This window comes from Azohydromonas australica DSM 1124, from assembly GCF_000430725.1.
Taxonomy (GTDB): Bacteria; Pseudomonadota; Gammaproteobacteria; order Burkholderiales; family Burkholderiaceae_C; genus Azohydromonas; species Azohydromonas australica.
Window position 1 is genome coordinate 364,065 of sequence record NZ_KE387204.1, and the last position, 23,969, is coordinate 388,033.

Consider the following 23,969-nt stretch of genomic DNA (forward strand, 5'->3'; position numbering starts at 1 on the left):
CATGGTCTCAACTCGCGATTCCTGGGCGCAGCGGGCGGCCCAAGGACCGGGACTGCGCGTCGTATCCGGGCCTCAGGGCGCCGCCGTGCCGTTGCGCCGTGCCTGCACCGCGCGCAGCACCTCGCCCAGCGCCGCCAAGTTCACCGGCTTGCTCAGGTGCCCGTCCATGCCCGCGGCCTGCACCTGGGCCACGTCCTGCTCGTAGGCGCGGCCCGTGACGGCCCACAGCGGCACGCGGCCCGCCGCGCCGGGCAGGGCGCGGATGGCGCGCGCCGCCTCCAGGCCGTCCATGCCTGGCATCTCCACGTCCAACAGCACCAGGTCGATGTCCTGCGCGGCCAAGCGCTCGATGGCGGATTCGCCGTCGCCGCATTCCTCCACGCCGTGGCCCAGGTGGCGCAGCAGCGCGCCGAGCACCTCGCGGTTGATGGCGACGTCGTCCACCACCAGCACACGCAGCCCGGCGGCGGCGCTGGGCGCGGCCGGCACCGCCGCACCGGCGGCCCGTGCCACCGCCGCGTCCGGGGCGGGCTCGAAGGGCAGGCGCAGCCGCACCGTCGTGCCCTGCCCGGGCGCGGAATCCAGCTCCACGTCGCCGCCCATGGCCTGTGCCAGGCGGCGGCTGATCCACAGCCCCAGCCCCGTGCCGCCGTAGCGCCGCGCCGTGGCGCTGTCGGCCTGCTGGAAGGGCTCGAACAGGCGCCGCTTCTGCTCCTCGCTCAGGCCGATGCCGCTGTCGCGCACCTCCAGCCGCACCCACAGCGGCCCCGGCCCGAGGGCGCCGTCCTCCACCGCCAGCGCCAGCATCACGCTGCCCTCGTGCGTGAACTTCAGCGCGTTGGACAGCAGGTTGGACAGCACCTGCTGCAGCCGCGCCGCGTCGCCCAGCACCCAGGGCAGCGGCCGCGGCGGCAGCGCCAGCGCGAGCTGCAGCCCCCGGGCGGCGGCGTTGGGGGCGAACAGCTCGTGGCAGTTCTGCAGCACGGCTTCCAGCCGCAGCGGCAGTTGCTCCAGCTCCATCCGCCCGGCCTCGACCTTGGTCAGGTCCAGCACCTCGTTGAGGATGCGCAGCAGCTGCTCGCCGGCCTGGCCGATGCGCTCGGCGTCGTGCCGGTCCTCCGCGTCGGCCAGCCGCGTGCGCAGCAGCTGCGTGTAGCCCAGCAGGGCGTTGAGCGGCGTGCGCAGCTCGTGGCTCATGGTGGCCAGGAAGCGGTCCTTGGCCTCGCTGGCGCGCTGCGCCTGCGCGCGCGCTTCCTGCAGCGCCGTGACGTCGAGCACGATGCCGTCCACCACGCGCCGCGCCGTCGCCGGGCCGTCCTCGCGCGGCACCAGCATGGCGTGCAGGCAGCGCCAGCGGCCGTCGTCGCCCAGCACGCGGAAGTCGAAGTCCAGCGCCTCGCCGGCGTCCACGCGCAGCAGCAGCGCGGCGATGCGCCGCGCGTCCTCGGCCTCGACGCGCCGCAGCCAGGCCCGGTCGCCGCGGTCGGCCAGGATCTCGTCCCGCGGCACGCCCAGGTAATGCGGGGCCGAGGCACTGAGGTGGCTGTAGTGCACGCCGTCAGGGCCGTGCACGCGCGTGAGCAGGATGCCCGGCAGCGCGCGGCCCACGCTGTCGAAACCGCCGCGCACGTCCTCCAGCGAGGCCCGCAGCGCCGCCTCCTTCTCGTGCAGCCGCTGCACCAGCTCCAGCACCACCTCGTGCATGCGGGCGAACTCCGCCGGCAGCAGCCGCGGTGGCGGCACGCTCGCGCCGCCGGCGATGCTGCGCACGCGGGCCACGAACTGCCTCAGCGGCAGCAGCACCAGCGTGGACAGCAGCCACGCCAGCGCGGTGGTGCCCGCCACGCCCAGCGCCGCCGCGCCCCAGGTCCAGCGCGCCGCCGTGGCATTGGCGGCGTGCACCGCTTCCACCGGCGTGCGCACCAGTGCCACCCAGCCCAGGCCGGGGTAGGGCGCGCTGCCGCGGCTGGCGCTCCAGGCGGTGACGTAGTGCCGGCCGTCGGGCCACTGCAGCAGCGCCCAGCCTTCAGGGGACGAGACCACGGCCGGCGGCAGCGGCGCGCCCGCCTCGCCGCCGGGGCCCAGGCGCTGGCGGCCGTCGCGCCCGGCGATGAAGAGCTGCGCGCCCTGGGCGGGCGCCGTGCGGGCATACAGACCGATGCGCTCGCGCAGCCACGGCCAGGACAGGTGCAGCGCCAGCACGCCGGCGAAGCCGCCGTCGGCGCCGCGCAGCGGCACGGCCACGTCCACGAAGCGCCAGGGCTCGCCCGAGTGCAGCTGCGGCAGCAGCCCCGCCAGCAGCTTGGCCTCGTGCACGTCACCGAAGTGCAGTCCCCGCCGTCCTGCGCCCCACCAGTCGCGCTGCGACACGTTCACGTCCACCAGCAGCCCGTCCAGCGCCGCGCGCACGCTGCCCTGCGCGTCCGTGACGCCGGCCCAGCCAAAGCTGGGCCCGGCATAGAGGCGCGCCACCAGGGCCTGCAGCCGCTGCGGCTGGTCCAGCAGCCGCAGCTCCTCGATCAGCCGCGCCTGCGCCTGCAGTTCCTGCCCGAAACGGCCCAGGTCCGAATCCACCGCCGCCATCACGCCCGCGGCCTGTTGCAGGCCCAGCGCGCCGGTGGCCGCCTGTGCCTGTTCGTCGAGCTGCGTCGTGCGCAATGCCGCCAGCACGCCCGCCACCAGCGTGCTCAGCAGCAGGGCCATCAAGGTCAGCAGGGTGCGCAGGCCTGGCTGGCGCTGGCGAAACAAGGTCGATATGGGCACGCGACGTTCCGAGCGATCAAGCCGTGGCGACGATGCGCGGGCTTCGGCAGGAAAAGCGCGGCATCCGCATTCGCCCGCGCGACCTGAATGGCAAGATTTAAGTTAAGTTGCTGCACTGCAGCATCAAGGAGGATAACTCAAGAATCTATTTCTCTTGCCGGCCTCGGATATTGGGCTGCTTTGCAAGCCCTGCAGGGCGAACGTTAATTGACCGTTCGCTTTGGAAATTCTCCGTGCGATATATGTTCAAAGCGCTTTCAAAGTCCGTGAAAAGATTTCACGCGACATGCCGTGATTTGAAAATCATGGTCCTGATTAACGTGGATCAATTGCATGACCGGGCAATCACGGGTTTCCCCGGGTTTGCGTGCCCCCTGTCCGCTGTCCGGTTTTTTCTACGTGCCGCGATCAGCCCGCGGGCAGCTCCAGGCTCACCACCGTGCCCTGGCCGGGGCTGCTGTGCAGCTCCAGCGTGCCGTCCATGGCCTGCACCAGGGTGCGCGCGGTGGCCAGGCCCAGGCCCGCGCCCTGGATGGCCGAATGCTCGCGCCCCGCGCGCGCGAAGGGCTGGAACAGCTGCGCCAGGCGTTCCGGTGCGATGCCCTCGCCGTCGTCGGCCAGCGTGAGGCGCACGCGCCCCTCCAGCGCCTGCGCCTGCACCCACAGGTGGCCGCCCTCGTGGCCGTAGCGGATGGCGTTGCAGGCCAGCGCCGCCAGCGCCTTCTGCAGCCGAGCCGCGTCAGCGCGTACCCGCAGCGCCGGCGCGACGTCGTGGCCGTGCACGCTCACGCGCCGCGCCTGCGCCAGTGCCGCCAGCGGCTCCAGCGCGGCCTGCACGCAGTCCGCGAGCGCCAGCGACTCGGGTTGCAGCAGCTGGCGCAGGCCGTCCTCGCCTTGCTGCAGGTCGAGCAGGTCCTCCACCAGCGCCAGCAGCTGGTGCCCGGCCTCGTCGATGTGGCCGAGGTAGCGCTGCGCCAGCGGGCTGTCGTTGCCTGGCAGGGTGCGCAGCAGCTGCGCGAAGCCCAGCACCGCGTTGAGCGGGGTGCGCATCTCGTGGCTGGCGCGCGAGAGCAGCAGCACCTGCGCGTCGCGCTGCGCCTGTGCCGTCTCGGCGGCGCGCTGCGCGCGCTCCAGCGCCGTGCGCGCCAGCGCCACCTCGATGGCCGCGCGCAGCTCGCGCGGCTGGAAGGGCTTGGTGATGAAGCCCAGCGGCGCGGTGCGCGCCGCGCGCGCCACGGTGTCGTCGTCGCTGTGCGAGGTCAGGAAGATCACCGGCGGCCCGCCGCCGGAGCCCAGCCGCGCCGCGGTGTCCACGCCGTCGAGCGGGCCGTGGATGCGGATGTCCATCAGCACCAGGTCCGGCGGCTCCTGCGCCGCCAGCCGCAGCGCCTGCTCGCCCGACGTGGCGGGTCCCAGCACGCGGTAGCCCATGTCCTGCAGCTCCAGCTTCAGGTCCAGGGCGATCACGGCCTCGTCCTCGACGATCAGGATGGCGGGCGGCTGCTTCATGGGCGGTGGACTGCGGGGACGTGGATGACTGCGGGAATCCCTGCCGGCGGCCGGTGCGCCGGGACGCCTGCCGCAGGCATCCCGGGACCGGAACCTGGGGGCGCGGGCCAGCTTAGCGGGCGAACTTGACACCGCCCGTAAGGTGACCCGGGGCCTGCCTGGGGCGTTCGGCGCGAAGAGGCGGCGCGTGAGACTTATGCACGGCCGGGGCGTGCGCGTGGACGGGCCGTTCCGCGCGGCACCCCGGACGGCGCCACTCGCCTCTCAGGCCGACGCGCGCCGCGGCTGTGCCAGGGCGGTGGCCGCGGCCCGTTCCTGCAGCTGGTCCAGGTCGATCACGCGGTCGGCCGAGCGGATGGTCTCCGGCCGGTGCGCCACGATGATGCGGGTGACCTGCGTGGCGCGGATGGCCGCGCTCACCGCGCGCTCGTTGGCCAGGTCCAGGTGGCTGGTGGCCTCGTCCAGCAGCAGCACGCCGGGGCGGCGGTAGAGCGCGCGCGCGATGAGCAGCCGCTGCTTCTGCCCGCCGGAGAGCACCGTGCCCATGTCGCCGATGAGCGTGCCGTAGCCCATGGGCATGGCGGCGATCTCCTCGTGCAGGCAGGCCTGGCGCGCGCTGGCCTCGATGCGCCGCGCCTCCGGCCGCTCGGCGAAGAAGCAGATGTTGTCGGCGATGGAGCCGGCGAAGAGCTGGTCGTCCTGCATCACCACGCCGATGCGCGCGCGCCACGCGGCGCTGTCCATGCGCGCCAGCGGCCGGCCGTCCACCAGCACCTCGCCCTGCACCGGCTGCAGCAGGCTGGCCAGGATCTTGAGCAGCGTGGTCTTGCCGCAGCCCGAGGCGCCCACGATCGCCACCGTCTCGCCCGCGCCCACCGCGAAGCTCAGGCCGTCCAGGATCCAGGGCTCATGCTCGCCGTAGCGAAAGCGCAGCCCCTGCACCTCGACGGCGGCCGGCACCGCCTGCGCCGACGCCTCCTCCTCGTGCGCCATCGGCGCGGGCCCCGCCGCGCCGGCTTCCGGCGCGGTCAGCGCGATGTCGGCCAGCCGCTCGGCGTGCAGCCGCAGCATCGCCAGGTCGGCCGCGCGGTCGATGAGGCTGCTGACGCGGCCCAGGAACTGGTCCTTGTAGGCCAGGAACGCCAGCAGCATGCCCACCGTCATGGCGCCGTCGAGCACCCGCTGCGCCCCCAGCCACACCACCAGGATCAGCAGCAGGCCCACGAGCAGCATGTTGGCCGTGCGCAGCAGGAGGCGCAGCTTCTGCGTGCCGAGCTGGCGGTTCACCGCCTCCACCAGCAGGTTGAGCCAGTGCGCGCGCCGGCCGTCCTGGCCGTTGAACAGCTTGATGGCCTTGATGCCGCGCAGCGTCTCCAGGAAGTGGCTGTCGCGCCGCGCGCTCCAGACGATGGCCTCGGCCGAGGCCAGGCGCAGCGGCGCGTACAGCGCCCAGCGCAGCAGCGCGTACAGCACCGTGCCGCCCACCACCACCGCGGCCAGCAGCGGCGCGAACACCACCATGATCGCCAGCGTCAGCAGCGCCATCAGGCCGTCCAGCAGGGTCTCGACCAGGTCCGTGGTGAGCGCCTGCAGGATGGTCTCCTGCGAGGCGAAGCGCGACATCACGTCGCCCAGGTGCCGCGCCTCGAAGAAGGCCGTGGGCAGGTTGAGCAGGTGCGTGAACAGGTTGGCGCGCCCCTGCACCTTGAGCGAGGCGCCCAGCGCGATGACGACCCAGCCGCGCAGCGCCGACACCGCCACGCGCAGCAGCAGCAGCAGCGTGAAGCCCAGCGCCAGCACCGTCAGCAGCTCGCGGTCGGCGCTCACCAGCGCGTGGTCCACCACCCACTGCATGAACAGCGGGCTGATGACGGCAAAGATCTCGATGGCCAAGGCCAGCGCCAGCAGCTGCCCCAGCGCGCCGGGCAGGCCCGCCAGGCGTCCGAGCACCGAGCGCATGCGCACCCGCTGCGGCGGCTGCGCGTCCTGGAAGCCGGCCAGCGGCGTGAGCTCCAGCGCCACGCCGGTGAAGTGGCGCGACAGCGCGTCGAAGCCCAGCCGGCGCACGCCCACGGCCGGGTCGTGGATCACGACCGCGTCGCGCCCGACCGACCGGAGCACCACGAAGTGGTTCAGGTCCCAGTGCAGGATGCAGGGCAGCCGCAGCGCGCGCATCTCGTCGAGCTCCAGCCGCAGCGGGCGCGCGGCGAAGCCCAGCCGCTCGGCCATGCCGATGAGGTCCTTCAGGCTCGCGCCCTTGAGCGACACCGGCAGGCGCCGGCGCAGCTCGCCCAGCTCGGACGAGGCGCCGAACCAGCCGGCCACCATCGCCAGGCAGGCCAGCGCGCACTCCGCGGCCTCGGTCTGCAGCACCACCGGCAGCCGCGCGCCCCAGCCCAGCGCCAGGCGCTCCAGCGCGCCGGCCACGGCGCCCGGTCCTCCTCTCATGGCTGCAGCCTCCCGCTCACCGCGTACAGCGGGTCCAGCACCCACTCGGCCAGGCGCCGGCGCTCCAGCTGCACGTCCGCCTCCAGTGCCATGCCCGGCTGCAGCGGCAGCTCCTGGCCGTAGGCCAGCACGCTCTGGCGCGCCAGGGTCACGACGATGCGGTAGCTGGGCTCGGCCCGGCCGCCCGGCGCGGTGCCGCCGGCGTCCTGGCCCGCCACGCCGGCGAGCTGCGGCGGCAGCTCGGCCGGGCTCACGGCCGAGCGCGAGACGCTCTGGATCACGCCCTCGTGGTGGCCGAAGCGCTGGTATGGGAAGGCCTGGTAGCGCAGCCGCACGCGCTGGCCCGGCTGCAGGAAGCCCACCGCGCGGCTGGGCCCGTAGAGGTGCGCTTCGAGCCGGCTGCCCGCGGGCAGCACGGACAGCAGCGGCACGGCCGCGGTGGCCAGGGTGCCGGGCACGGCCTGGATGGCGGTGACGGTGCCGTCGTGCGGCGCGCTCACCACGATCTCGCGCCGCGCCTCGGCCTCCGCGCGCTCCTGGCCCAGCTGCGCCAGCTCGCGGTCGATCAGCGCCAGGTCCTTGTGCGCCTTCAGCGGCAGGTCGGCCAGCTCGGCCTCCACGCCCATGCGCTCGCGCGCCAGCGCCAGCCGGCCGCGCTCGATCTCGCCCAGCCGCGCGTCCTGCTCCAGCCGCTCGGCTTCCACCAGCTGCAGCCGCATCTCCGAGACGAAGCCCTGCCGGAACTGTTCCTGGTGCAGCCGCTCGTTGCGCAGCGCGATGGCACGGCGCGCCTGCAGCACGGCGATCTCGCGCTCGCTCTGCCGCAGCTCGCCCTGCAGCGCCGCCACGCGGTCGGCCAGCGCGCGCTGCTGCTGCGCCAGCAGCCGCTGCTGCTGCTCGCGCTCGGCCAGCAGGCTCTCGCGCCGCTGCGCCTGCTGGCGCGCCACCTCCGCCTGCACCGCGCCGAGCGTGGTGCTCTGCACTTCGTCGGAGAGCGTGAGCAGCGCCTCGCCCTGGCGCACCGCCTGGCCCTCGCTCACGTGCAGCCGCTGCACCACGCCGGGCCGCGGCGCGAACACGCGCACCACGCCCTGTTGCGGCACCAGCCAGCCGCTGACGCGCGCAGTGCGCGTGAAGTGCCCCAGGAACAGCAGCGCCACCACGGCCGCCGCGGCCAGCGCGGCCACCAGCGTCAGCAGCCGGTGCGACAGACGCGGCGCCAGCAGCACCGTGCCCAGCCACTGCGCCTGGCGCTCGGCCAGCACTTCGCGGCGGAACAGCGGCACCGCGGCGACAGCGCCGCGCGCGCCGTCCCCGCTTGGGGCCGGCTGGTGTGAGACCCGCGGCAGCATGGCCGGCGGCCCTCAGTCCGACACGAGGTGCTCGTGGACCTCGAAGCTCAGCTCGATGTGCCGCGTGCGCGGACGCAGCGGCAGCAGCCGGCGCAGCTTCGGGTCGAAGAAGTCCCGCAGCAGCGGCGGGCGTGCCGACTCAAAATAGAACTCTGACCGCTCGGCCACGCGGCTGCGCGCCGCGATCTGCAGCTCGTCGGCGCAGGTCGCGGTCTGCACGATGCAGGGCGCGTGCGTGAGGCCCAGCGCGCGCAGCGCCACCGCGCGGTGGTAGCCGTTGACCAGCAGGTGCCGGCGCCCCACGCGCACGGCAGTGAGGAAGTTGCAGCCGAAGCCCACTACCAGGCCCACGATGCCCGCGACGGCGCCGTAGGGCTCGTAGCCGGCGAGCTGCGCGGGCGAGAAGAGCCGAGCCTCGTGGAAGCGCAGGTCCGTGGACGGACAGCGCAGCACCCAGCGGTGCGAGCCCAGCTGCTGCACCTGCACCGGCGGCGCGGGCGCGTCCAGCGGGAAGCACAGCCCGAACACCGTGCGCGGGTCGGGCTCGCTGCCCAGCCGCGCGGCCACGGCGCTCACGTGGCTGTAGGTGACGTGCATCTGGTCGACGATCAGCCGGTCCAGCTCGACCATGCGAAACTCGGTGGGCAGCGTGTCGAAGTTGCGCCGGAAGTGGGGATGCGCCTGCACCTCGGCCGCCAGGTCCTCCAGCCCCGGGTCCAGCGCCCGGTGCCTTCCCTCCAGCGCGATGCCGGCCTCGGTGCGCTCCAGGTGCTGGCAATACTCGTTGGCCGCGCGCCAGTCGGCGCTGAGCGCGCGGCAGTCCATGGCTTCTCCACCGACCACGCTGTCCTGCACGAATTCGAGCAGCCGCGACAGCGTGGGCTGGCCCAGCAGCCACAGCTCCTCCAGACCCTTGGTCCCCTCGGCCGGCAGCTGCCCGGGCATCGTTGACATGGAGCGTGCTCCCCATCCGTCGTGGAAGGACGCCCGGCCTGCCGGCATCCCGGCGCCGGGCTCGCCATCAGTCACCAGGTCGATGGCCGCTCAGCTCTTCTTGTGGCACCAGCCGTAGTGGTTGCCGTTGTCGTGGTGGCTCTTGGTGCAGCTCTTGCTGTGCCGGCTGGGCTTGCTCTTGCTGCAGCTGGGCTTCTTGTCCGGCTTGCAGTCACCGCCCGTCGTGGTGCCTCCTCCATAGACGAGCTTCAGTTCTTCGCTGTCGAGAGTTCTCATCTTCAGCTCCGGTGAACCGCGACAACCGGCGCTCCCCTCCATGGGACGCGCACCAGGCCCTGTCGCAAGGGCACTGATTCCATGCCGGCCGGGCAGGCGCAAGCCGCCGTGGCCCGGCCGGTTTCTGGTGTTCGGTGACAAGTGCCCGAAGCGCCCGTTCAAGTTGCATGCTCAACCTGCAACGGTGGCGCCAGCTCCTGCGCTGGGCGCCACGCCCCGGCCTTGCGACCCCTCCTGTCTCGTTCTCAATCTTGAGGGGCCGATTCTGGGCACGCGTCCAGAGGCTGTATGTCCGATCGCCGACAGAGCCGGCATGTTCGTTGCCAACTTATGCGATCACGTGCATAGGTCGGAGGCTTGTTTGTGAACACATACCTCACGCGTTGCCCGGAACACCGCAACCAGTTGCTCGATGGCTTGCTGCGCCAGTGCCCCGGCCTGGGGGCGATGCTGGAAGTGCGCAACGAGCCGGCGGGTACCGAGCTGTACGTGGAAGGCGGGCCGATGCCCGCCATGTACTTTCCCGCCGGCGGCCTGCTCTCCATCGTCGTGCGGCTACAGGACGGCGCGAGCGCGGACGTGCTGACCGTGGGCAACGAGGGCATGGTGGCCGTGGCGGCCTGGCTGGGCCTGCCCGCCTGCCTGCACACGGTGATGCAGCAGGCGCCGGGCGAGCTGATCCGCATTCCCACCGCCGCGTTCCTCGACGCGGTGCGGCCCAGCGCGCACGCCTGCCGCCTGCTCAACAACTACGCGGGCTACAGCATGCGTTTCGGCAGCCAGACCTGCGTGTGCAACTCGCACCACACGGTCAGGCAGCGCCTGTGCCGCTGGCTGCTCACCTCGGTGGACCGGGCCGCCTCCAGCGACCTGGCGCTCACGCAGGCGATGCTGGCCTCGATGATGGGCGTGCGGCGCCAGTCGGTGAACGAGGTGCTGGCCGAGCTGCACCGGGAGGGCATCGTGGATCTCAAGCGCAACCGCATTCAGATCCGCGACCGCAACGAGCTCGACGGGCTCAGTTGCGAGTGCTACCACGCGACCCGGGCCCTGTACGCGCGGCTGGTGGAGCCGCTGCTTTGACTCGGTGAAGCCCCGGGCCGGGCTCAGTCATCGTCCCGGGGCAGTGCCAGCACCAGCGTCACGCTGAAGCGGCTGCCCTGGCCGGGCGTGCTCTGCAGCTCCAGCGTGCCGCCCATGAGGGCCACCAGCCGGCGCACGATGGACAGCCCCAGCCCCGTGCCGCCGAAGCGCCGCGTGGTGGAGCTGTCGGCCTGCGTGAAGGCTTCGAAGATGCGCGCCTGCGCCTCCGCCGGGATGCCGATGCCGGTGTCCTCGACCTCGAAGCGCAGCCTTGCGTGCCCGGGCGGCGGCTCCGGTGGTGGCGCCAGCGGCTGCACCCGCAGCGTCACGCTGCCGGCCTGGGTGAACTTCACGGCGTTGCCCAGCAGGTTGTGCAACACCTGCCGCAGCCGCACCGGGTCGCCGCACACGCGCGACGGCAGCGCCGGCGCGGCCTGCAGGTGCAGCGCCAGCTGCTTCTGGTCGGCCTGCACGCGCGCCTGCGCCGCGACTTGCTCCAGCAGCGCGTCCAGCGCGAAGGGCACCTGCTCCAGCCGCATCTCGCCGGCCTCGATCTTGGAGAGGTCCAGCACGTCGTTGACCAGCGCCAGCAGCTGCTCGCCCGCGCCGGCGATGTGGCCCACGAACTCGCGCTGGCGCCCCTCCAGCGGCATCCGCTCCAGCAGGTGGCTCAGCCCGATGACGGCGTTGAGCGGGGTGCGGATCTCGTGGCTCATGTTGGCCAGGAAGGCGCTCTTGGCGCGGTTGGCGGCCTCGGCCTGCTCGGTGCGCTGCTGCAGCTCGGTCTCCAGCCGCTTGCGCTCGGACAGGTCCACCGCCACGTAGATCAGGCCCACGGTGCGCGCGCGCTCGTCGCGCAGCGTGCGCACGTCCAGCAGCACCGGCACCGGCGTGCCGTCGGCGCGCCGCAGCCGCCACTCGCGGCCCTCGGCGCCGCGCGTGCGCGTCATGAACAGCTCCCCCGGCGCCACCGTGCGGCCGAAGGCTTCCTGCAGCAGGCGCTGGCGCCGGCGCAGCTCCTCGGGGTCGAAGAGCAGCGCGACGGCGCGCTGGCCCAGCACCTCGGCGCGGACATGGCCGGTCAGCTGCTCGGCGGCCTCGTTGAACAGCGTGATGCGGTCCTGCGCGTCGGTGACGACGATGGCGCTGCCCGCGCCGGCCAGGATGGCGCGCTCGCGCGCGGCCAGCGCCTCTACTTCCGCGGTGCGACGGCGCAGCGCCTCCTCCATGGCCTTGCGCTCGCTCAGGTCCACGATCACGGCCAGGAAGCCGACGGCGCGGCCACTGCCGTTGCGCAGCAGGCTCACGTTGAGCAGGCCCGGAAAGCGCGAGCCGTCGCCGCGCACGTAGGTCCACTCGCCGTGAACGTCGGCCTGGGCCTCGGTGCCACTGCCGGCGCCCTCGGTCGCCGGGCTCGGGCGGCGCCGCAGCGCGGCCTGGAACCACAACGGCAGCTGCGCCGCGTGCTCGTGCACCACCTGCGGGAATCGCCAGGCGCTTGCGCGCAGCTCCGCGGCGTCGTGCAGCTCCAGGAACGGGCGCCCCAGCGCCACCGCCGCCGGCATGCCCAGCATGAGTTCCGCGGCCGGGTTGAAAAGGGTGATGTGGCCGCTCAGGTCGGCACAGATGATGGCGCTGCCGGCGCTGGCCAGGATGGCGCGCAGCTCGTCGGTGCGCTGCTGCACCTGCTGCTCCAGCGTGACGTTGAGCTCCGTGATGCGCGCCTGTGCCTCGCGCTGCGCGCGCAGGTCGCGCACCGTGGTGGCCGCGCCGGTGACGTGCCCCTGCGCGTCGCGGGTGGGCGACACCGACACCATCACGTCCAGCAGCCGGCCCTCGCGGTCCATGCGCACCGTCTCGAAAGGCGGCACGTCCTCGCCGCGCTGCACGCGCTCGATCACCTGCCGCGCCTGGCCGTGCAGCCACGCCGGCACGATCAGCTCCGTCAGCGTTCGCCCAAGCGCCTCCTGCGCGCTCCAGCCCAGCAGCCGCTGCGCGGCCGGGTTCCAGCTGGTGATCTGGTCCGAGGGCCGGTGGGCAACGATGGCGTCGTGCGAGCTCTCCACCACCGCGGCCAGCCGCTCGCGCTCGGCCCGGATCACGCGCTCGCGCTCCCGCGCGCGCTGCCGTCCGGCCAGCAGCAGCGCCAGCAGGCCCGACACGCCCGTGGTGATGGTGCCCAGCTCCAGCGGCTCGCGCAGGTGCAGCCGGGCGAAGAAGGGCGGCAGCGGCTGCACCTGCACCAGCCACTGGCGCCCGTACAGCGCCAGCCGCACCTGCCGCAGCGGCGCGCCGGGCACAGGCTCGAACCAGCCCGGGGCGGCATAGAAGCGCTCGGCTTCTCCCGGGCCGGTGGCGTCCGACAGCGCCAGGGCGATCGCGCCGCGCTCGTCGTCGAAGCCGCGCAGCACCTCGTTCGCCACCAGCGTGACGGCGGCCCAGCCGAAGGCCTCGGCCTCGCGGCGCGCGGGCTCGGCCGGGACCTGGATGCCGCGGTACAGGGGCAGCAGCAGCGCGAAGGCCCGCTCCTCGTGGTGGAGGGCCTGCGGCAGCGTGATCGGCGGCGTCAGCCGCGGCTCGCCGCTGCGCAGCGCCGCCAGCGCGGTGTCCAGCCGCTCGGGGTCGGAGGCCAGGTCCAGGCCCAGCGCCACGGCGTTGCCGCTCTCGGGCTCGCTGTACTGCACGACGAAGCGCTCGCCGTCGTGAGGCTTGAACTGCCGGATGCGGAAATCCGCCAGGCCCTCGCGGCGCATGGCCTGGACGAAGGCCGCCTCCTGCTGCGCCGGCACGCGCCGCACGAAGCCGAAGCTGGAGGCACCGGGGTACTGGCGCGGCAGGTCCAGCGAGGCGCCGTAGCGGCGGAACTGCTCGCGCGAGACCGCCTCCACGGTGTCGCCGGCGGTGAAGACGGCGCTGCGCGTGGCGAAGAGCCCGTATTCGTAGGTGCGCATGCGCCGGCGCAGCACTTCGGCGCTGCGCTCGGCCGCGGCCTGCAGCCGCTCCTGCAGGAAGGCGTCATTGGCCCGCTGCTGCCACAGCCCGGCCAGCACCGCCACCGCCACCCCGGCCGCGAACAGCGTCAGCGGCGCGCGCGGCAGCGTGCGGTGCTTGTCCATGCCAGTGGGTGCGGTGCGGGGCCCAGGCGGGGCAAGCCGCGCACCCAGGGCGGTGGCCCAGGCTCAGCCGCCGTAGCGCACCCGGTAGATGGCGCCGTTGCTGTCGTCGGACACCAGCATCGAGCCGTCGGGCAGCCAGGCGATGCCCACCGGGCGGCCCCACTGCACAGTGCCCTCGGCGTTGAGGAAGCCGGTGAGGAAGTCCTCGAAGCCCTGCGGCTGCCCGCCCGGGCCGAAGCGCAGCCGCACCACCTTGTAGCCCACGGGATCGCTGCGGTTCCACGAGCCGCGCAGCGCGACGAAGGCGTCGTTGCGCATCTCGGCCGGGAACTGCGCGGCCGTGTAGAAGCGCATGGCCAGCGGCGCGGAGTGCGCCGCCAGCGTCAGCACCGGCGGCTCGGTGCGGGAGCAGAACTCCTCCCGCGTCAGCTTGGGCGCGCCCGAGGGCGTCGGGTCGCCCGGGCGCAGCGCGATGTCGGCCGGGCGGGCCTCGGCCAGCGGGTCCACCTGCCGGTCGCCCCAGCAGATCGGCCAGCCGTAGTGCTTGCCGGCCGTGATGCGGTTGAGCTCCTCGGGCGGCGTGCGGTCGCCGCGGAAGTCGCTGCCGTGGTCCATGCCCCACAGCACGCCCGTGCGCGGATGCCAGTCGTAGCCGATGGTGTTGCGCAGCCCCTTGGCGATGACCTCGATGCGCTGGCCTTCCGCCGTGTAGCGGATGAGCGTGGCGCGCTCGACCTGGTTGCCCTCGGCGCAGTTGTTGCAGCTGCTGCCCACCGACACCACCAGCGTGCCGTCGGGCGCCACGCGCACCATGCGGTTGGCGTGCTGGCCGGCATCGGGCAGGCCCTCGATGAGCACCCGCGGCGCGGCCGAGCCGCCCAGCGGCGTGCGCCAGACGGTGGTGGAGCCCGCCAGCAGCAGCTGCCCGTCCTGCAGCGCGATGCCGTTGACCTCGTCCAGCCCCGAGGCGAAGGTGCGGCGCTCGTCGGCGCGGCCGTCGCCGTCGTTGTCGCGCAGCGCCAGCACGTCGCCGCGGTTGCGCCGCGTGACGTACACCGTGCCGTCGGGGCCGACTTCCATCATGCGCGGCTGCCCCAGCCCGGAGGCGAAGAGGTTGACGCGGAAGCCCGCCGGTACCGACAGCCGGTTGACGATGGCGGCCGAGAACTCGCCTTGCGCCGGTGAGAGCCGATGCACCGTGGCGCTGCCGCGCTCCAGCGGCTGCTGCGCCAGCGCGGGCAGCGCGCACGCGGCCGCCAGGGCCGCCAGGGGCCACGAAACCAGGGACAGGGAAGCCATGTTCATCTCCTCGCAGTGATCCGCCGCCCGGCGCGGCGCCGCTGCGGGATGGCAACCCCCATTCCCCCGCGACGGCACCGCCGCCCGGGACGCTCCCGGGTCGGCGACCCGGGAACTGCGCGGGGTCCGGCCTGTCATGGGGCAGCGGCTTGGCGATGCCAGCGCCGTTAAGAGACCGTTCAGCCTGCGTGGCTAACCTCCGTTCATCCGGAGTAACCCTTGGCCACCGATGACGAGACACCCGTTCCGCCGCTGCTTGCCGCTGCTCATGGCGGTCCTGGCCTGCGCCGTGGCCCGGGCGGCCGAGCCGGGCCTGATCGAGCTGCAGCCGGCGCAGGTGCAGGCGCTGGGCATCGGCACCCAGCTGGCCGAGGCCGGCGCGAGCGTGCCGCTGGCGACGTTTCCGGCGCGCGTGGTGGTGCCGCCGGCGCAGCAGCGCGTGGTGGCCGCGCCGCTGGCGGCGCTGGTGGAGGCGCTGTCGGTGGCCGCGGGCGACAGCGTGCGCGCCGGGCAGGTGCTGGGCCGCTTGCGCAGTGCCGAGGCGCAGGCGCTGCAGCGCGAAGCGCTGCAGGCCGGTAGCCAGGAGGAGCTGAGCCGGCTCGCGCTGCGGCGCGACGAGGCGCTGCACGCTGAGGGGCTGATCGCCGACGCGCGGCTGGAAGCCAGCCGCGCCGCGCACCGCCAGGCGCTGGCCCAGGCCCAGGAGCGGCGCCAGGCGCTGCGCTTGGCCGGCGCCGGTGACGGCGAAGTGGCGCTGCGCAGCCCCATTGCCGGCACGGTGCTGGAGGTCCAGGTGAGCGTGGGCCAGCGCGTGGAGGCCGCGGCGGCGCTGCTGCGCGTGGCGCAGCTCTCGCCGCTGTGGCTGGAAGTGCAGGTGCCCGCGGCGCTGGCCGACACGGTGCGCCCCGGCGACACGCTGCACGTGGCCGGCCGCGAGGCCACCGGCCGCGTGCTGCGCGTGGGCGCGGCGGCGGACCCGGCCACGCAGTCCGTGCAGGTGCGCGCGGAGCTGGCCGCCGGCGCGCGGCTGCGCCCGGGCGAGGTGGTGGAAGCGGCGCTGGCCCGCGGCGCCGCCGACGCGCCCTCCGCGGCGCTGCAGGTGCCCTCGGCCGCGCTGGTGCGCCAGGGCGACGGCGTCGCGGTGTTCGTGCAGCGCGGCGCCGGGCGCTATGCGCTGGTGCCGGTGAAGCAGCTCTCCGGCGCCGGCGGGCGCAGCGTGGTCAGCGGGCTGGCGCCGGGCGCCGTGGTGGTGGTGCAGGGCACGGCGGCGCTGCTGGCGCTCGCGCGCCCCTGAGCCGCAGCCGGGGCCGCCATGCTCTCCGCCCTCATCGCCTTCGCCCTGCGCCAGCGGCTGCTGGTGCTGATCCTGGTGGCGCTGCTGGCCGTGGCCGGCACCTTCGCCTGGCAGGGACTGCCCATCGACGCATTCCCCGACGTCTCCACGCCCCAGGTCAAGCTGATCCTCAAGGCGCCGGGCATGACGCCGGAGGAGGTGGAGTCGCGCATCACCGTGCCCATCGAGCAGGAGCTGCTGGGCATTCCGCACCAGAAGATGCTGCGCTCCACCTCCAAGTACGCGCTGGCCGACGTCACGCTCGACTTCGAGGACGGCACGGACCTGTACTGGGCGCGCCAGCAGGTCAGCGAGCGGCTGGCGGGCGTGCTCAAGAGCCTGCCGCCGGGCGTGGACGGCGGGCTGGCGCCCATCACCACGCCGCTGGGCGAGATGTTCATGTTCACGCTGGAGGGCCCGCAACCGCTGGCCGAGAAGCGCCGCGTGCTGGACTGGGTGATCCGCCCGGCGCTGCGCACGCTGCCCGGCGTGGCCGACCTCAACAGCCTGGGCGGCCGGGTCGAGACCTTCGAGGTCGTGCCCGATCCCACCGCGCTGCTGGCGCGCGGTCTGACGCTGGCGCAGCTGGAGCGGGCGCTGGCCGCGGGCAACCGCAACGACGGCGCCGGGCGCCTGGCCGACGGCGAGCAGGCGCTGATCGTGCGCGCCGAAGGGGCGATCCAGACCCTGGACGACGTGCGCCAGACCGTGGTGCGCGCCGCCGGCGGCGCCGTGGTGCGCGTGGGCGAGCTGGCGCAGGTGCGCGCGGGCGAGCTCACGCGCTACGGCGCCGTCACGCGCGACGGCACGGGCGAGGCGGTGCAGGGCCTGGTGCTGGGCCTGCGCGGCGCCAACGCACGCGAGGTCGTGGCCGGCGTCAAGCAGCGGCTGCAGGAGCTGGCACCCGCGCTGCCGCCGGGCATGAGCGTGCAGCCCTTCTACGACCGCTCCAGCCTGATCGAGCGCGCCGTGGGCACCGTGGGCCGCTCGCTGCTGGAGGCCGTGGCGCTGGTGCTGGTGCTGCTGATGGCCTTCCTGGGCAACCTGCGCGCGGCGCTGGTAGTGGCGCTGATGCTGCCGCTGTCGGCGCTGGGCACCTTCGTGCTCATGCGCTGGTCCGGGCTCTCGGCCAACCTGATGAGCCTGGGCGGCCTGGCCATCGCCATCGGCATGCTCGTGGACGGCGCGGTGGTGGTGGTGGAGAACGTGGAGACCGCGCTGTCGCAGGGCGAGCGCGCGCGGCGGCTGCCGCTGCTGCACCTGGTTTACCAGGCCGCGGCGGAGACGGCCGCGCCCGTGGTCTCGGGCATCGTCGTCATCATCATCGTGTTCCTGCCGCTGCTGAGCCTGCAGGGGCTGGAAGGAAAGCTCTTCGCGCCGGTGGCGCTGACCATCGTGTTCGCGCTGGCGGTGTCGCTGCTGCTGTCGCTCACGGTGGTGCCGGTGCTGGCCTCGTGGCTGCTCAAGCCCGGGCCGGCGCACGAGACCTGGCTCGTGCGTTGGCTGCATGCGCGCTACGACCGCGTGCTGGCCTGGGCGCTGGGCCACGAGCGGCTGATGGTGGCGGGCGCCACCGCCGCGCTGGCCATCGCGCTGGGCCTGTTCGCGCTGGTGGGCAAGACTTTCTTGCCCACCCTCGACGAGGGCGACCTGATCATGCAGCTCGAAAAGCTACCCTCGATCGGGCTGGACCAGACCGTGGCGCTGGACCTGCGCGTGCAGCAGGCGGTGCTCCGGCGCGTGCCGGAGGTGCGCTCGGTGGTGGCGCGCAGCGGCGCCGACGAGCTGGGGCTGGACCCGATGGGGCTGAACCAGACCGACTCCTTCCTGGTGCTCAGGCCGCGCGAGTCGTGGCGCGTGCCCGACCCCGAGTGGCTGACGGCGCGGCTGCGCGAGGTGACGGAGGACTTTCCCGGCGTGGACGTGGCCTTCACGCAGCCCATCGACATGCGCGTCTCGGAGATGCTCACCGGCGTGCGCGGGGACGTGGCGATCAAGATCCGCGGCCCCGAGCTGGCGCAGCTGGGCGCGCTGGCCGCGCGCATCGAGGCGGTGGTAAGCCGCCTGGACGGCGCCACCGACACGCTGACGCTGCGCAACGACGGCGTGCAGTACCTGCAGGTGCGCATCGACCGGCTGGGCGCCGGGCGCTTCGGGCTGGACGCGGAGCAGGTGCAGGCCGAGCTGCGGCGCTGGGTGGAAGGCCAGGTGGTGGGCGTGGTGCACCGCGAGGGCCGGCGCGTGCCGCTGGTGCTGCGCGGCAGCGAGGCGCTGCGCGCGTCGCCCTCGGACTTCGAGGCGCTGCGGCTGGGCACGCCTGGCGGCGACGCCGTGCCGCTGGCCAGCGTGGCGCGGCTGCAGCGGGTGGAAGGGCCGGTGAAGATCGACCGCGAGCGCGCGCAGCGCTACGCGGTGGTGCAGGCCAACGTGCGCGGGCGCGACCTGGTGGGCTTCGTGGAGGAGGCGCGCAAGGCCGTGGCGGCGCAGGTGCCGCTGCCCGCGGGCTACGCCATCGAGTGGGGCGGGCAGTTCGAGAACCAGCAGCGCGCCGCGGCGCGGCTGGCGCTGGTCGTGCCGGTGGCGCTGGCGCTGGTGTTCTTCCTGCTGTTCTCCACCTTCGGCACGGTGCGCCAGGCGCTGCTGGTGCTGGCCAACGTGCCGCTGGCGCTCATCGGCGGCGTGGGCGCGCTGGCGCTCACGGGCGAGTACCTGTCGGTGCCGGCCTCGGTGGGCTTCATCGCGCTGCTGGGCATCGCGGTGCTCAACGGCGTGGTGATGGTGAGCCACTTCAACGAGCTGCTGGGCCGCGGGCTGCCGCTGGCGCGGGTGGTGGTGGAGGGCGCGCGGCGCCGTCTGCGCCCGGTGCTGATGACGGCGGCCATCACCGGCGCGGGGCTGGTGCCGCTGCTGTTCGCCAGCGGGCCGGGCTCGGAGATCCAGCGCCCGCTGGCGATCGTGGTCACCGGCGGGCTGCTGAGCTCCACGGCGCTGACGCTGCTGCTGCTGCCGCTGCTGTTCCGGCGCTTCGGGGTGGCGGCCGAAACGCCACGAAAGGAAGGATGAGATGGCAACCACGGTGTGCCTGACGCTGCTCGTGCCCACGCCGGTGCAGCAGCGGGTGATCGATTTCCTGCTCGCGCAGGACGCGGCGCAGGTGGAGTTCAGCATGCACGCGGTGGCCGCGCGCGGGCCGCTGGTGCGCATGCAGCTCGACGAAGAGCGGGTGCTGGGCTTCGCCGCGCGCACGGAGGTGAAGCTGCTGCTGCCGCAGCCCGTGTGCGAGGCGCTGCTGCCGCCGCTGCGCGCGCTGCTGGCCGGCTGCGACGGCGGCTTCTGGATCACGCCGGTACAGCGCTTCGAGGCTTTCGACGCCACCGCCGCCGCGGCGGCGGGCGCGGCATGAGCGCGCGCCGCGGGGCCGTGCCGGTGCTGCTGGCCGCGGCACTGGCCTGGCGGGCCGCCGTCGCCGCGCCGGGGCCGCTGCCGCCGCAGGCCCAGGTGCGGCAGGTGCTGGCGGCCTCGCCCGCGCTGGCCGCCGCGGCGCAGGAGCTGGAGGCCGGGCGCGCCGGCCGGCGACAGCTCCAGGCCGGTCCCAACGAGTGGGTGCTGGAGAGCAGCCTGGCGCGTCACCGCTACGGCGCGGAGCGGCCGCAGCGCGAGTGGGACATCGGGCTGTCGCGGGGCTGGCGCAGCCCGGCCAAGGCGCAGGCCGCCGAGGGCCTGGGCGCGGCGCGGCTGGCGGCGGCGCAGGTGGGCTGGCGCCAGGCGTGGCGCGAGCTGTCGCGCACGCTGCTGGAGCGCCACGTGGCTTGGCTGCAGGCACGCGAGTCCGCCGCCGTGTGGCAGTCGCAGGTGGCGCTGCTGCAGCGCCAGGCCGAGGCGGTGCAGCGCCGGCGCCGGCTGGGCGACGCGGCGCCGCTGGAGCAGCTGCAGGCCGATGCCGCCCTGGCGCAGGCCCAGGCGCAGTGGCTGCAGGCCCAGGGCCGTGCCGAGGCGCTGCGCCTGGCGCTGGCGCAGCAGTTCCGAGGGCTGGAGCCGGTGGAGCTGCCGCTGCCGCCGCCCGAAGCGCCGCGCGGCCTGGACGTGTCGGCGCTGCTGCAGGCCAGTCCCGAGCTGGAGGCCGCGCGCCAGGAGGCGCAGGTGGCGCGGGCGTTGGCGAAGCTGGAGTCGGCCGAGCGCCGCGCCGATCCGGTGCTGGGCGCGCGCGTGGGCGCGGGGCCGGCGGCGGGCGAGCGCATCGTGGGCGTGTCGCTGAGCCTGCCGCTGGGCGGCGCGTACCGCGACGCGGGCGCCCAGGCGGCTGCCGCGCGGGCGCTGGCGGCCGAGGCGCGGCAGGACGATCTGCAGCGCCGCCTGGAGGCGGAGGCCGGGCTCAGGCTGCGCGAGCGCGAGCTGGCCTACGCCGGCTGGCAGCGCCAGGAGGAGGCGGCGCGCCAGCTGGAGCGCAGCGCCCAGGGCTCCGCCCGCGGCTACGAGCTGGGCGAGGGCTCGCTGGCGGAGGTGCTGGCCGCGCGGCGCGTGGCCAACGAGCAGCGCCTGGCCGCCGCGCTGGCCGCGGTCGAGGCCTGGGCCGCGGCGTGGCGGGTGGAGCTGGAAGCGGGGCAGCTGTGGGAGGCGGAAGGGCCGTGAGCCCGTGTCGCCCCGGGGCGTTCAGACAGCGTTAATCGCCCCCGGCTTCAATGGCTTGCATGGGACGGGCATGTCGCCGGTCCATGCCACGGGAGCAACGCACCATGAAGCCTGACCTCGTCACCCTCGCAGCCGCCCTGGCCCTGGTCCTGGCCGCCGGCACCGCCAGCGCCGGCCCGACCTGCCAGGCGCCCAAGGACAAGTGGATGAAGGAATCCGATTTCAAGGCGCAGCTGGAGCGGCAGGGCTACCGCATCAAGACCTTCAAGGTCACCTCCGGACAGTGCTACGAGATCTACGGCCACGACAAGGACGGCAAGAAGGTCGAGATCTACTTCGATCCCGCCACCGCGGCGGTGCTGGAGCGCAAGTAGGTGCGGAGCGCTTGCTGTCCACGGGAGAGCGACCATGAGCATTGCCACGCTGGAGCCGGGGAGCGCCCCGGTGGCGGTCTGGGACCGCTTCGTGCGTTTCTTTCACTGGAGCCTGGTGGCCTGTGTGCTGCTCAACCAGTTCGTGCTGGAAGAGGGCGAGGCGCCGCACCGCTGGGCCGGCTATGCCGCCGTGGCGCTGGTGCTGGCGCGGCTGGTGTGGGGTTTCGTCGGCAGCCGCCATGCGCGCTTCGCGGATTTCTTCCCCACCCCGGCGCGGCTGCGCGCGCACCTGATGGCGCTGCGGGCGGGCCGGCCCGTGGCCTACGAAGGGCACAGCCCGCTGGGCGCGCTGATGATGCTGGCGCTCATGGCGCTGGTGCTGGCGCTGGGCCTCACGGGCTGGCTGCAGGGCACGGACGCCTTCTGGGGCGAGGAGTGGCTGGAGGAGCTGCACGAGGGGCTGGCCGCCTTGCTGATGGGGCTGGCCGGGCTGCACGCGCTGGCGGCCATCGTGCTCGGCCGCCTGGAGCGCGTGCCGCTCGTGCGCGCCATGTTCACCGGTGTCAAGCGGCGCGGGTGATCGCAGATCAATGCGCGCGCACCCGGTGGCGCGCACCATGAAGACGCAGATGAGGGAGAAGTGCCATGCGCATCCTGTTGGCTGAAGACGACCCGCTGCTGGGCGACGGGCTGCAGGCGGGACTGACGCAGCTGGGTTTCCAGGTGGACTGGGTCCGCGACGGCGTGGCCGCGCAGCACGAGCTGCTGGCCGAGGCGCATGCCGCGGCGGTGCTGGACCTGGGCCTGCCGCGCCGCGACGGGATGGACGTGCTGTCCGCCGTGCGCCAGGCCGGCATCCGCGTGCCGGTGCTGGTGCTCACGGCGCGCGACGGCGTGCCCGAGCGCGTGCGCGGGCTGGACATCGGCGCCGACGACTACGTGGTCAAGCCGGTGGACCTGCACGAGCTCGCGGCGCGTCTGCGCGCACTGGTGCGCCGCGCGCACGGCCAGCCGCAGGAGCGGCTGCGCGCGCAGGGCGTGGAGCTGGATGCCGCCACGCGCAGCGTCACGCTCGATGGCGCGCCGGTGCAGCTCTCCACGCGCGAGTTCGACCTGCTGCACGCGCTCATGCTCGGCGCCGGGCGGGTGCTGTCGCGCGACCAGCTGGAGCAGCAGCTCTACCGCTGGGGCCAGGAGGTGGAGAGCAACGCGGTGGAGGTGCACGTGCACCACCTGCGCCGCAAGCTGGGCGCGGGCCTGATCCAGACCGTGCGCGGCGTGGGCTACCGTCTCGCGCTGCAGCCGGCGGCGGCCTCCTGAGATGGCGGTGGAGGCGCCCCCGCACGCGGCGGCCGGACGGGGGCCGCTGCGCTCGCTGCAGGCCCGGCTGCTGGCGCTGCTGCTGGGCCTGGTGGGCGCGGTCTGGCTGGTGACCGCGGCGCTGACCTGGGGCGACGTGCACGACGCGCTCGACGAGCTGCTGGACGCCCACTTGGCGCAGGCGGCGGGCATGCTCGTGGCGCAGGTGCACGACGCCGACGAGGACGACGTGGTGAACGTCCCCACGCTGCACCGCTATGCGCCGCGCGTGGCTTTCCAGGTCTGGTACGGCGACGAGCTGTGGGTGCGATCGGCGCAGGCGCCGCGGGAGCCCATGGGCGAGCCCGGCCTGGCGCCGGGATTCAGCCACCGCGAGTTCGACGGCCAGCGCTGGCGCGTGTTCACCACGCCGGGCGCGGTGCAGGGGGTGCGCATCCACGTCGCCGAGCAGGAGGGGACGCGCCACCAGATCCTGTGGGCGCTGCTGCGCAGCATGCTGTGGCCGGTGGTGCTGGCCCTGCCGCTGCTGGTGGGCGGCACCTGGTGGGCCGTGCGCCGGGGCCTGCTGCCGCTGCGCGACATGGGCGCGGCCATCGCTGCGCGCGACCCGCGCGCGCTGCAGCCGCTGCAGCTGCCGGGCTCGGCGCCGCCCAGCGAGATGGTGCCCATGCTGGACGCGCTGAACCGGCTGTTCGCGCGGATCACGCAGCTCATGGACGCCGAGCGGCGCTTCACGGCCGATGCCGCGCACGAGCTGCGCACGCCCATCGCCGCGATCCGCGCGCAGGCCCAGGTGGCGCTGGCGGCCAGCGAGGAGGCGCCGCGCCGCCATGCGCTGGAGTCGGTGCTGCTGGGCTGCGAGCGCGCCACGCGGCTGGTGGAGCAGCTGCTCACGCTCTCGCGCCTGGAGGCCTCCGCCGCGCCGGCGCTGCAGCCGCTGGCGCTGGACGAAATGGCGCGCCAGGTGCTGGCCGACGCAGCCCCCGCGGCGCTGGACCGCGGGCAGGAGCTGTGGCTGGAGGCGCAGCCCGGCTGCCGCGTGCGCGCCGAGCCGACGCTGGCTGCGGTGCTGCTGCGCAACCTGGTGGACAACGCCATCCGCTACAGCCCGCCCGGCGCGCGGGTGCAGGTAAGGCTGGCGCATGCGGGCCCGGAAGCGGGCACGCCGTCGCCCGGCCCCGTGGACGCGCCCGCGGCGGGCGTGCGGCTGTGGGTGGAGGACAGCGGCCCGGGCCTGGACGAGGCGCAGCGCGCCCGGCTGGGCGAGCGCTTCTTCCGCGTGCTGGGCAGCGGCGCCAGCGGCAGTGGCCTGGGCTGGTCCATCGTGCGCCGCATCGCGGCGGCGCACGGGGCGCAGGTGGAGGTGGAGCGCTCGCGGGAGCTGGGCGGGCTGGCGGTGCGGGTGGATTGGCCGGGGTGAGGCGCGATCTTGGGGATGTCCGGGGAAGTCGAAAACCGGACCGCCTTGCCGACTTTCGCGGGATGACGATGTTTCGCTGCAGCAGCGACCTGC

At 74.2% G+C, this 23,969-nt stretch carries 17 protein-coding genes; 9 read left to right on the forward strand and 8 right to left on the reverse strand.

Going from position 1 to position 23,969, the window contains the following annotated elements:
* Positions 1-72: 72 nt before the first annotated feature.
* From H537_RS49630 to H537_RS0123580, 6 genes are all read right to left on the reverse strand, one after another.
* Positions 73-2,763 (reverse strand): ATP-binding protein, encoded by a 2,691-nt coding sequence (locus H537_RS49630; RefSeq protein WP_156901898.1) that lies wholly within the window; start codon positions 2,761-2,763, stop codon positions 73-75.
* 408 nt (positions 2,764-3,171) lie between these two features.
* Positions 3,172-4,272 carry a hybrid sensor histidine kinase/response regulator gene (locus H537_RS0123560; RefSeq protein WP_028999810.1) on the reverse strand — a complete coding sequence of 367 codons (1,101 nt, stop codon included), beginning with the start codon at positions 4,270-4,272 and terminating at the stop codon, positions 3,172-3,174.
* Positions 4,273-4,536: 264 nt separating this feature from the next.
* The gene (locus tag H537_RS45080; RefSeq protein ID WP_051243151.1) at positions 4,537-6,720 is read right to left on the reverse strand and encodes a peptidase domain-containing ABC transporter; all 2,184 of its coding nucleotides are present in this window, start codon (positions 6,718-6,720) and stop codon (positions 4,537-4,539) included.
* Complete coding sequence (locus tag H537_RS0123570) at positions 6,717-8,072, reverse strand: HlyD family secretion protein (RefSeq protein WP_051243152.1); 1,356 nt, start codon at positions 8,070-8,072, stop codon at positions 6,717-6,719. The genes H537_RS45080 and H537_RS0123570 overlap by 4 nt, the downstream gene beginning before the upstream one ends.
* 12 nt (positions 8,073-8,084) lie before the next feature.
* Positions 8,085-9,026 carry a ParB N-terminal domain-containing protein gene (locus H537_RS0123575; RefSeq protein WP_064736031.1) on the reverse strand — a complete coding sequence of 314 codons (942 nt, stop codon included), beginning with the start codon at positions 9,024-9,026 and terminating at the stop codon, positions 8,085-8,087.
* A 90-nt stretch (positions 9,027-9,116) separates the two neighbouring features.
* Positions 9,117-9,302 carry a hypothetical protein gene (locus H537_RS0123580; protein WP_028999813.1) on the reverse strand — a complete coding sequence of 62 codons (186 nt, stop codon included), beginning with the start codon at positions 9,300-9,302 and terminating at the stop codon, positions 9,117-9,119.
* A gap of 363 nt (positions 9,303-9,665) precedes the next feature.
* Between H537_RS0123580 and H537_RS0123585 the strand changes: the two genes are divergently transcribed.
* Positions 9,666-10,385, forward strand: coding sequence for a Crp/Fnr family transcriptional regulator (locus H537_RS0123585; RefSeq protein WP_156901899.1), 720 nt, complete (start codon positions 9,666-9,668; stop codon positions 10,383-10,385).
* Between the two features lie 23 nt (positions 10,386-10,408).
* Here the strand turns inward: H537_RS0123585 and H537_RS45085 are convergent, their stop codons facing one another.
* Entirely contained in the window at positions 10,409-13,501 is a 3,093-nt protein-coding gene (locus H537_RS45085; RefSeq protein WP_051243153.1) for a PAS domain S-box protein, read from the reverse strand.
* Positions 13,502-13,564: 63 nt separating this feature from the next.
* Positions 13,565-14,800, reverse strand: a complete 1,236-nt coding sequence (locus H537_RS0123595; RefSeq protein WP_028999815.1) for a PQQ-dependent sugar dehydrogenase — start codon at positions 14,798-14,800, stop codon at positions 13,565-13,567.
* A 268-nt stretch (positions 14,801-15,068) separates the two neighbouring features.
* Here H537_RS0123595 and H537_RS45090 point away from each other — a divergent pair, with 268 nt between their 5' ends.
* The 8 genes from H537_RS45090 to H537_RS0123635 all read left to right on the forward strand — a co-directional run bounded on the left by H537_RS45090 (position 15,069) and on the right by H537_RS0123635 (position 23,876).
* A complete protein-coding gene (locus H537_RS45090; RefSeq protein WP_169517077.1) occupies positions 15,069-16,094 on the forward strand; it encodes an efflux RND transporter periplasmic adaptor subunit in 1,026 nt (341 codons plus the stop codon).
* Positions 16,095-16,112: 18 nt separating this feature from the next.
* Positions 16,113-19,196, forward strand: coding sequence for an efflux RND transporter permease subunit (locus H537_RS0123605; protein ID WP_028999816.1), 3,084 nt, complete (start codon positions 16,113-16,115; stop codon positions 19,194-19,196).
* Position 19,197: 1 nt separating this feature from the next.
* On the forward strand, positions 19,198-19,536 hold the full coding sequence (locus tag H537_RS45095) for a DUF3240 family protein (protein WP_043459690.1): 339 nt from the start codon (positions 19,198-19,200) through the stop codon (positions 19,534-19,536).
* On the forward strand, positions 19,533-20,762 hold the full coding sequence (locus H537_RS0123615; RefSeq protein WP_028999817.1) for a TolC family protein: 1,230 nt from the start codon (positions 19,533-19,535) through the stop codon (positions 20,760-20,762). Before H537_RS45095 ends, H537_RS0123615 begins: the two co-directional genes overlap by 4 nt.
* Before the next feature lie 104 nt (positions 20,763-20,866).
* Positions 20,867-21,136: a PepSY domain-containing protein gene (locus H537_RS0123620; protein ID WP_051243156.1), complete on the forward strand. Its 270-nt coding sequence runs from the start codon at positions 20,867-20,869 to the stop codon at positions 21,134-21,136.
* Between the two features lie 34 nt (positions 21,137-21,170).
* On the forward strand, positions 21,171-21,716 hold the full coding sequence (locus H537_RS0123625; RefSeq protein WP_051243157.1) for a cytochrome b/b6 domain-containing protein: 546 nt from the start codon (positions 21,171-21,173) through the stop codon (positions 21,714-21,716).
* A gap of 65 nt (positions 21,717-21,781) precedes the next feature.
* The gene (locus H537_RS0123630) at positions 21,782-22,456 is read left to right on the forward strand and encodes a winged helix-turn-helix domain-containing protein (protein ID WP_028999820.1); all 675 of its coding nucleotides are present in this window, start codon (positions 21,782-21,784) and stop codon (positions 22,454-22,456) included.
* A gap of 7 nt (positions 22,457-22,463) precedes the next feature.
* On the forward strand, positions 22,464-23,876 hold the full coding sequence (locus H537_RS0123635) for an ATP-binding protein (protein ID WP_238446772.1): 1,413 nt from the start codon (positions 22,464-22,466) through the stop codon (positions 23,874-23,876).
* Positions 23,877-23,969: the final 93 nt, after the last annotated feature.

Bases quoted from the DNA above. Each gene is read 5' to 3' on its own strand.
- H537_RS0123560 (WP_028999810.1), bottom strand. From the start codon at position 4,272: ATGAAGCAGCCGCCCGCCATCCTGATCGTCGAGGACGAGGCCGTGATC.
- H537_RS45080 (WP_051243151.1), bottom strand. From the start codon at position 6,720: ATGAGAGGAGGACCGGGCGCCGTGGCCGGCGCGCTGGAGCGCCTGGCG.
- H537_RS0123570 (WP_051243152.1), bottom strand. From the start codon at position 8,072: ATGCTGCCGCGGGTCTCACACCAGCCGGCCCCAAGCGGGGACGGCGCG.
- H537_RS0123575 (WP_064736031.1), bottom strand. From the start codon at position 9,026: ATGTCAACGATGCCCGGGCAGCTGCCGGCCGAGGGGACCAAGGGTCTG.
- H537_RS0123580 (WP_028999813.1), bottom strand. From the start codon at position 9,302: ATGAGAACTCTCGACAGCGAAGAACTGAAGCTCGTCTATGGAGGAGGC.
- H537_RS45085 (WP_051243153.1), bottom strand. From the start codon at position 13,501: ATGGACAAGCACCGCACGCTGCCGCGCGCGCCGCTGACGCTGTTCGCG.
- H537_RS0123595 (WP_028999815.1), bottom strand. From the start codon at position 14,800: ATGGCTTCCCTGTCCCTGGTTTCGTGGCCCCTGGCGGCCCTGGCGGCC.
- H537_RS45090 (WP_169517077.1), top strand. From the start codon at position 15,069: ATGGCGGTCCTGGCCTGCGCCGTGGCCCGGGCGGCCGAGCCGGGCCTG.
- H537_RS0123605 (WP_028999816.1), top strand. From the start codon at position 16,113: ATGCTCTCCGCCCTCATCGCCTTCGCCCTGCGCCAGCGGCTGCTGGTG.
- H537_RS45095 (WP_043459690.1), top strand. From the start codon at position 19,198: ATGGCAACCACGGTGTGCCTGACGCTGCTCGTGCCCACGCCGGTGCAG.
- H537_RS0123615 (WP_028999817.1), top strand. From the start codon at position 19,533: ATGAGCGCGCGCCGCGGGGCCGTGCCGGTGCTGCTGGCCGCGGCACTG.
- H537_RS0123620 (WP_051243156.1), top strand. From the start codon at position 20,867: ATGAAGCCTGACCTCGTCACCCTCGCAGCCGCCCTGGCCCTGGTCCTG.
- H537_RS0123625 (WP_051243157.1), top strand. From the start codon at position 21,171: ATGAGCATTGCCACGCTGGAGCCGGGGAGCGCCCCGGTGGCGGTCTGG.
- H537_RS0123630 (WP_028999820.1), top strand. From the start codon at position 21,782: ATGCGCATCCTGTTGGCTGAAGACGACCCGCTGCTGGGCGACGGGCTG.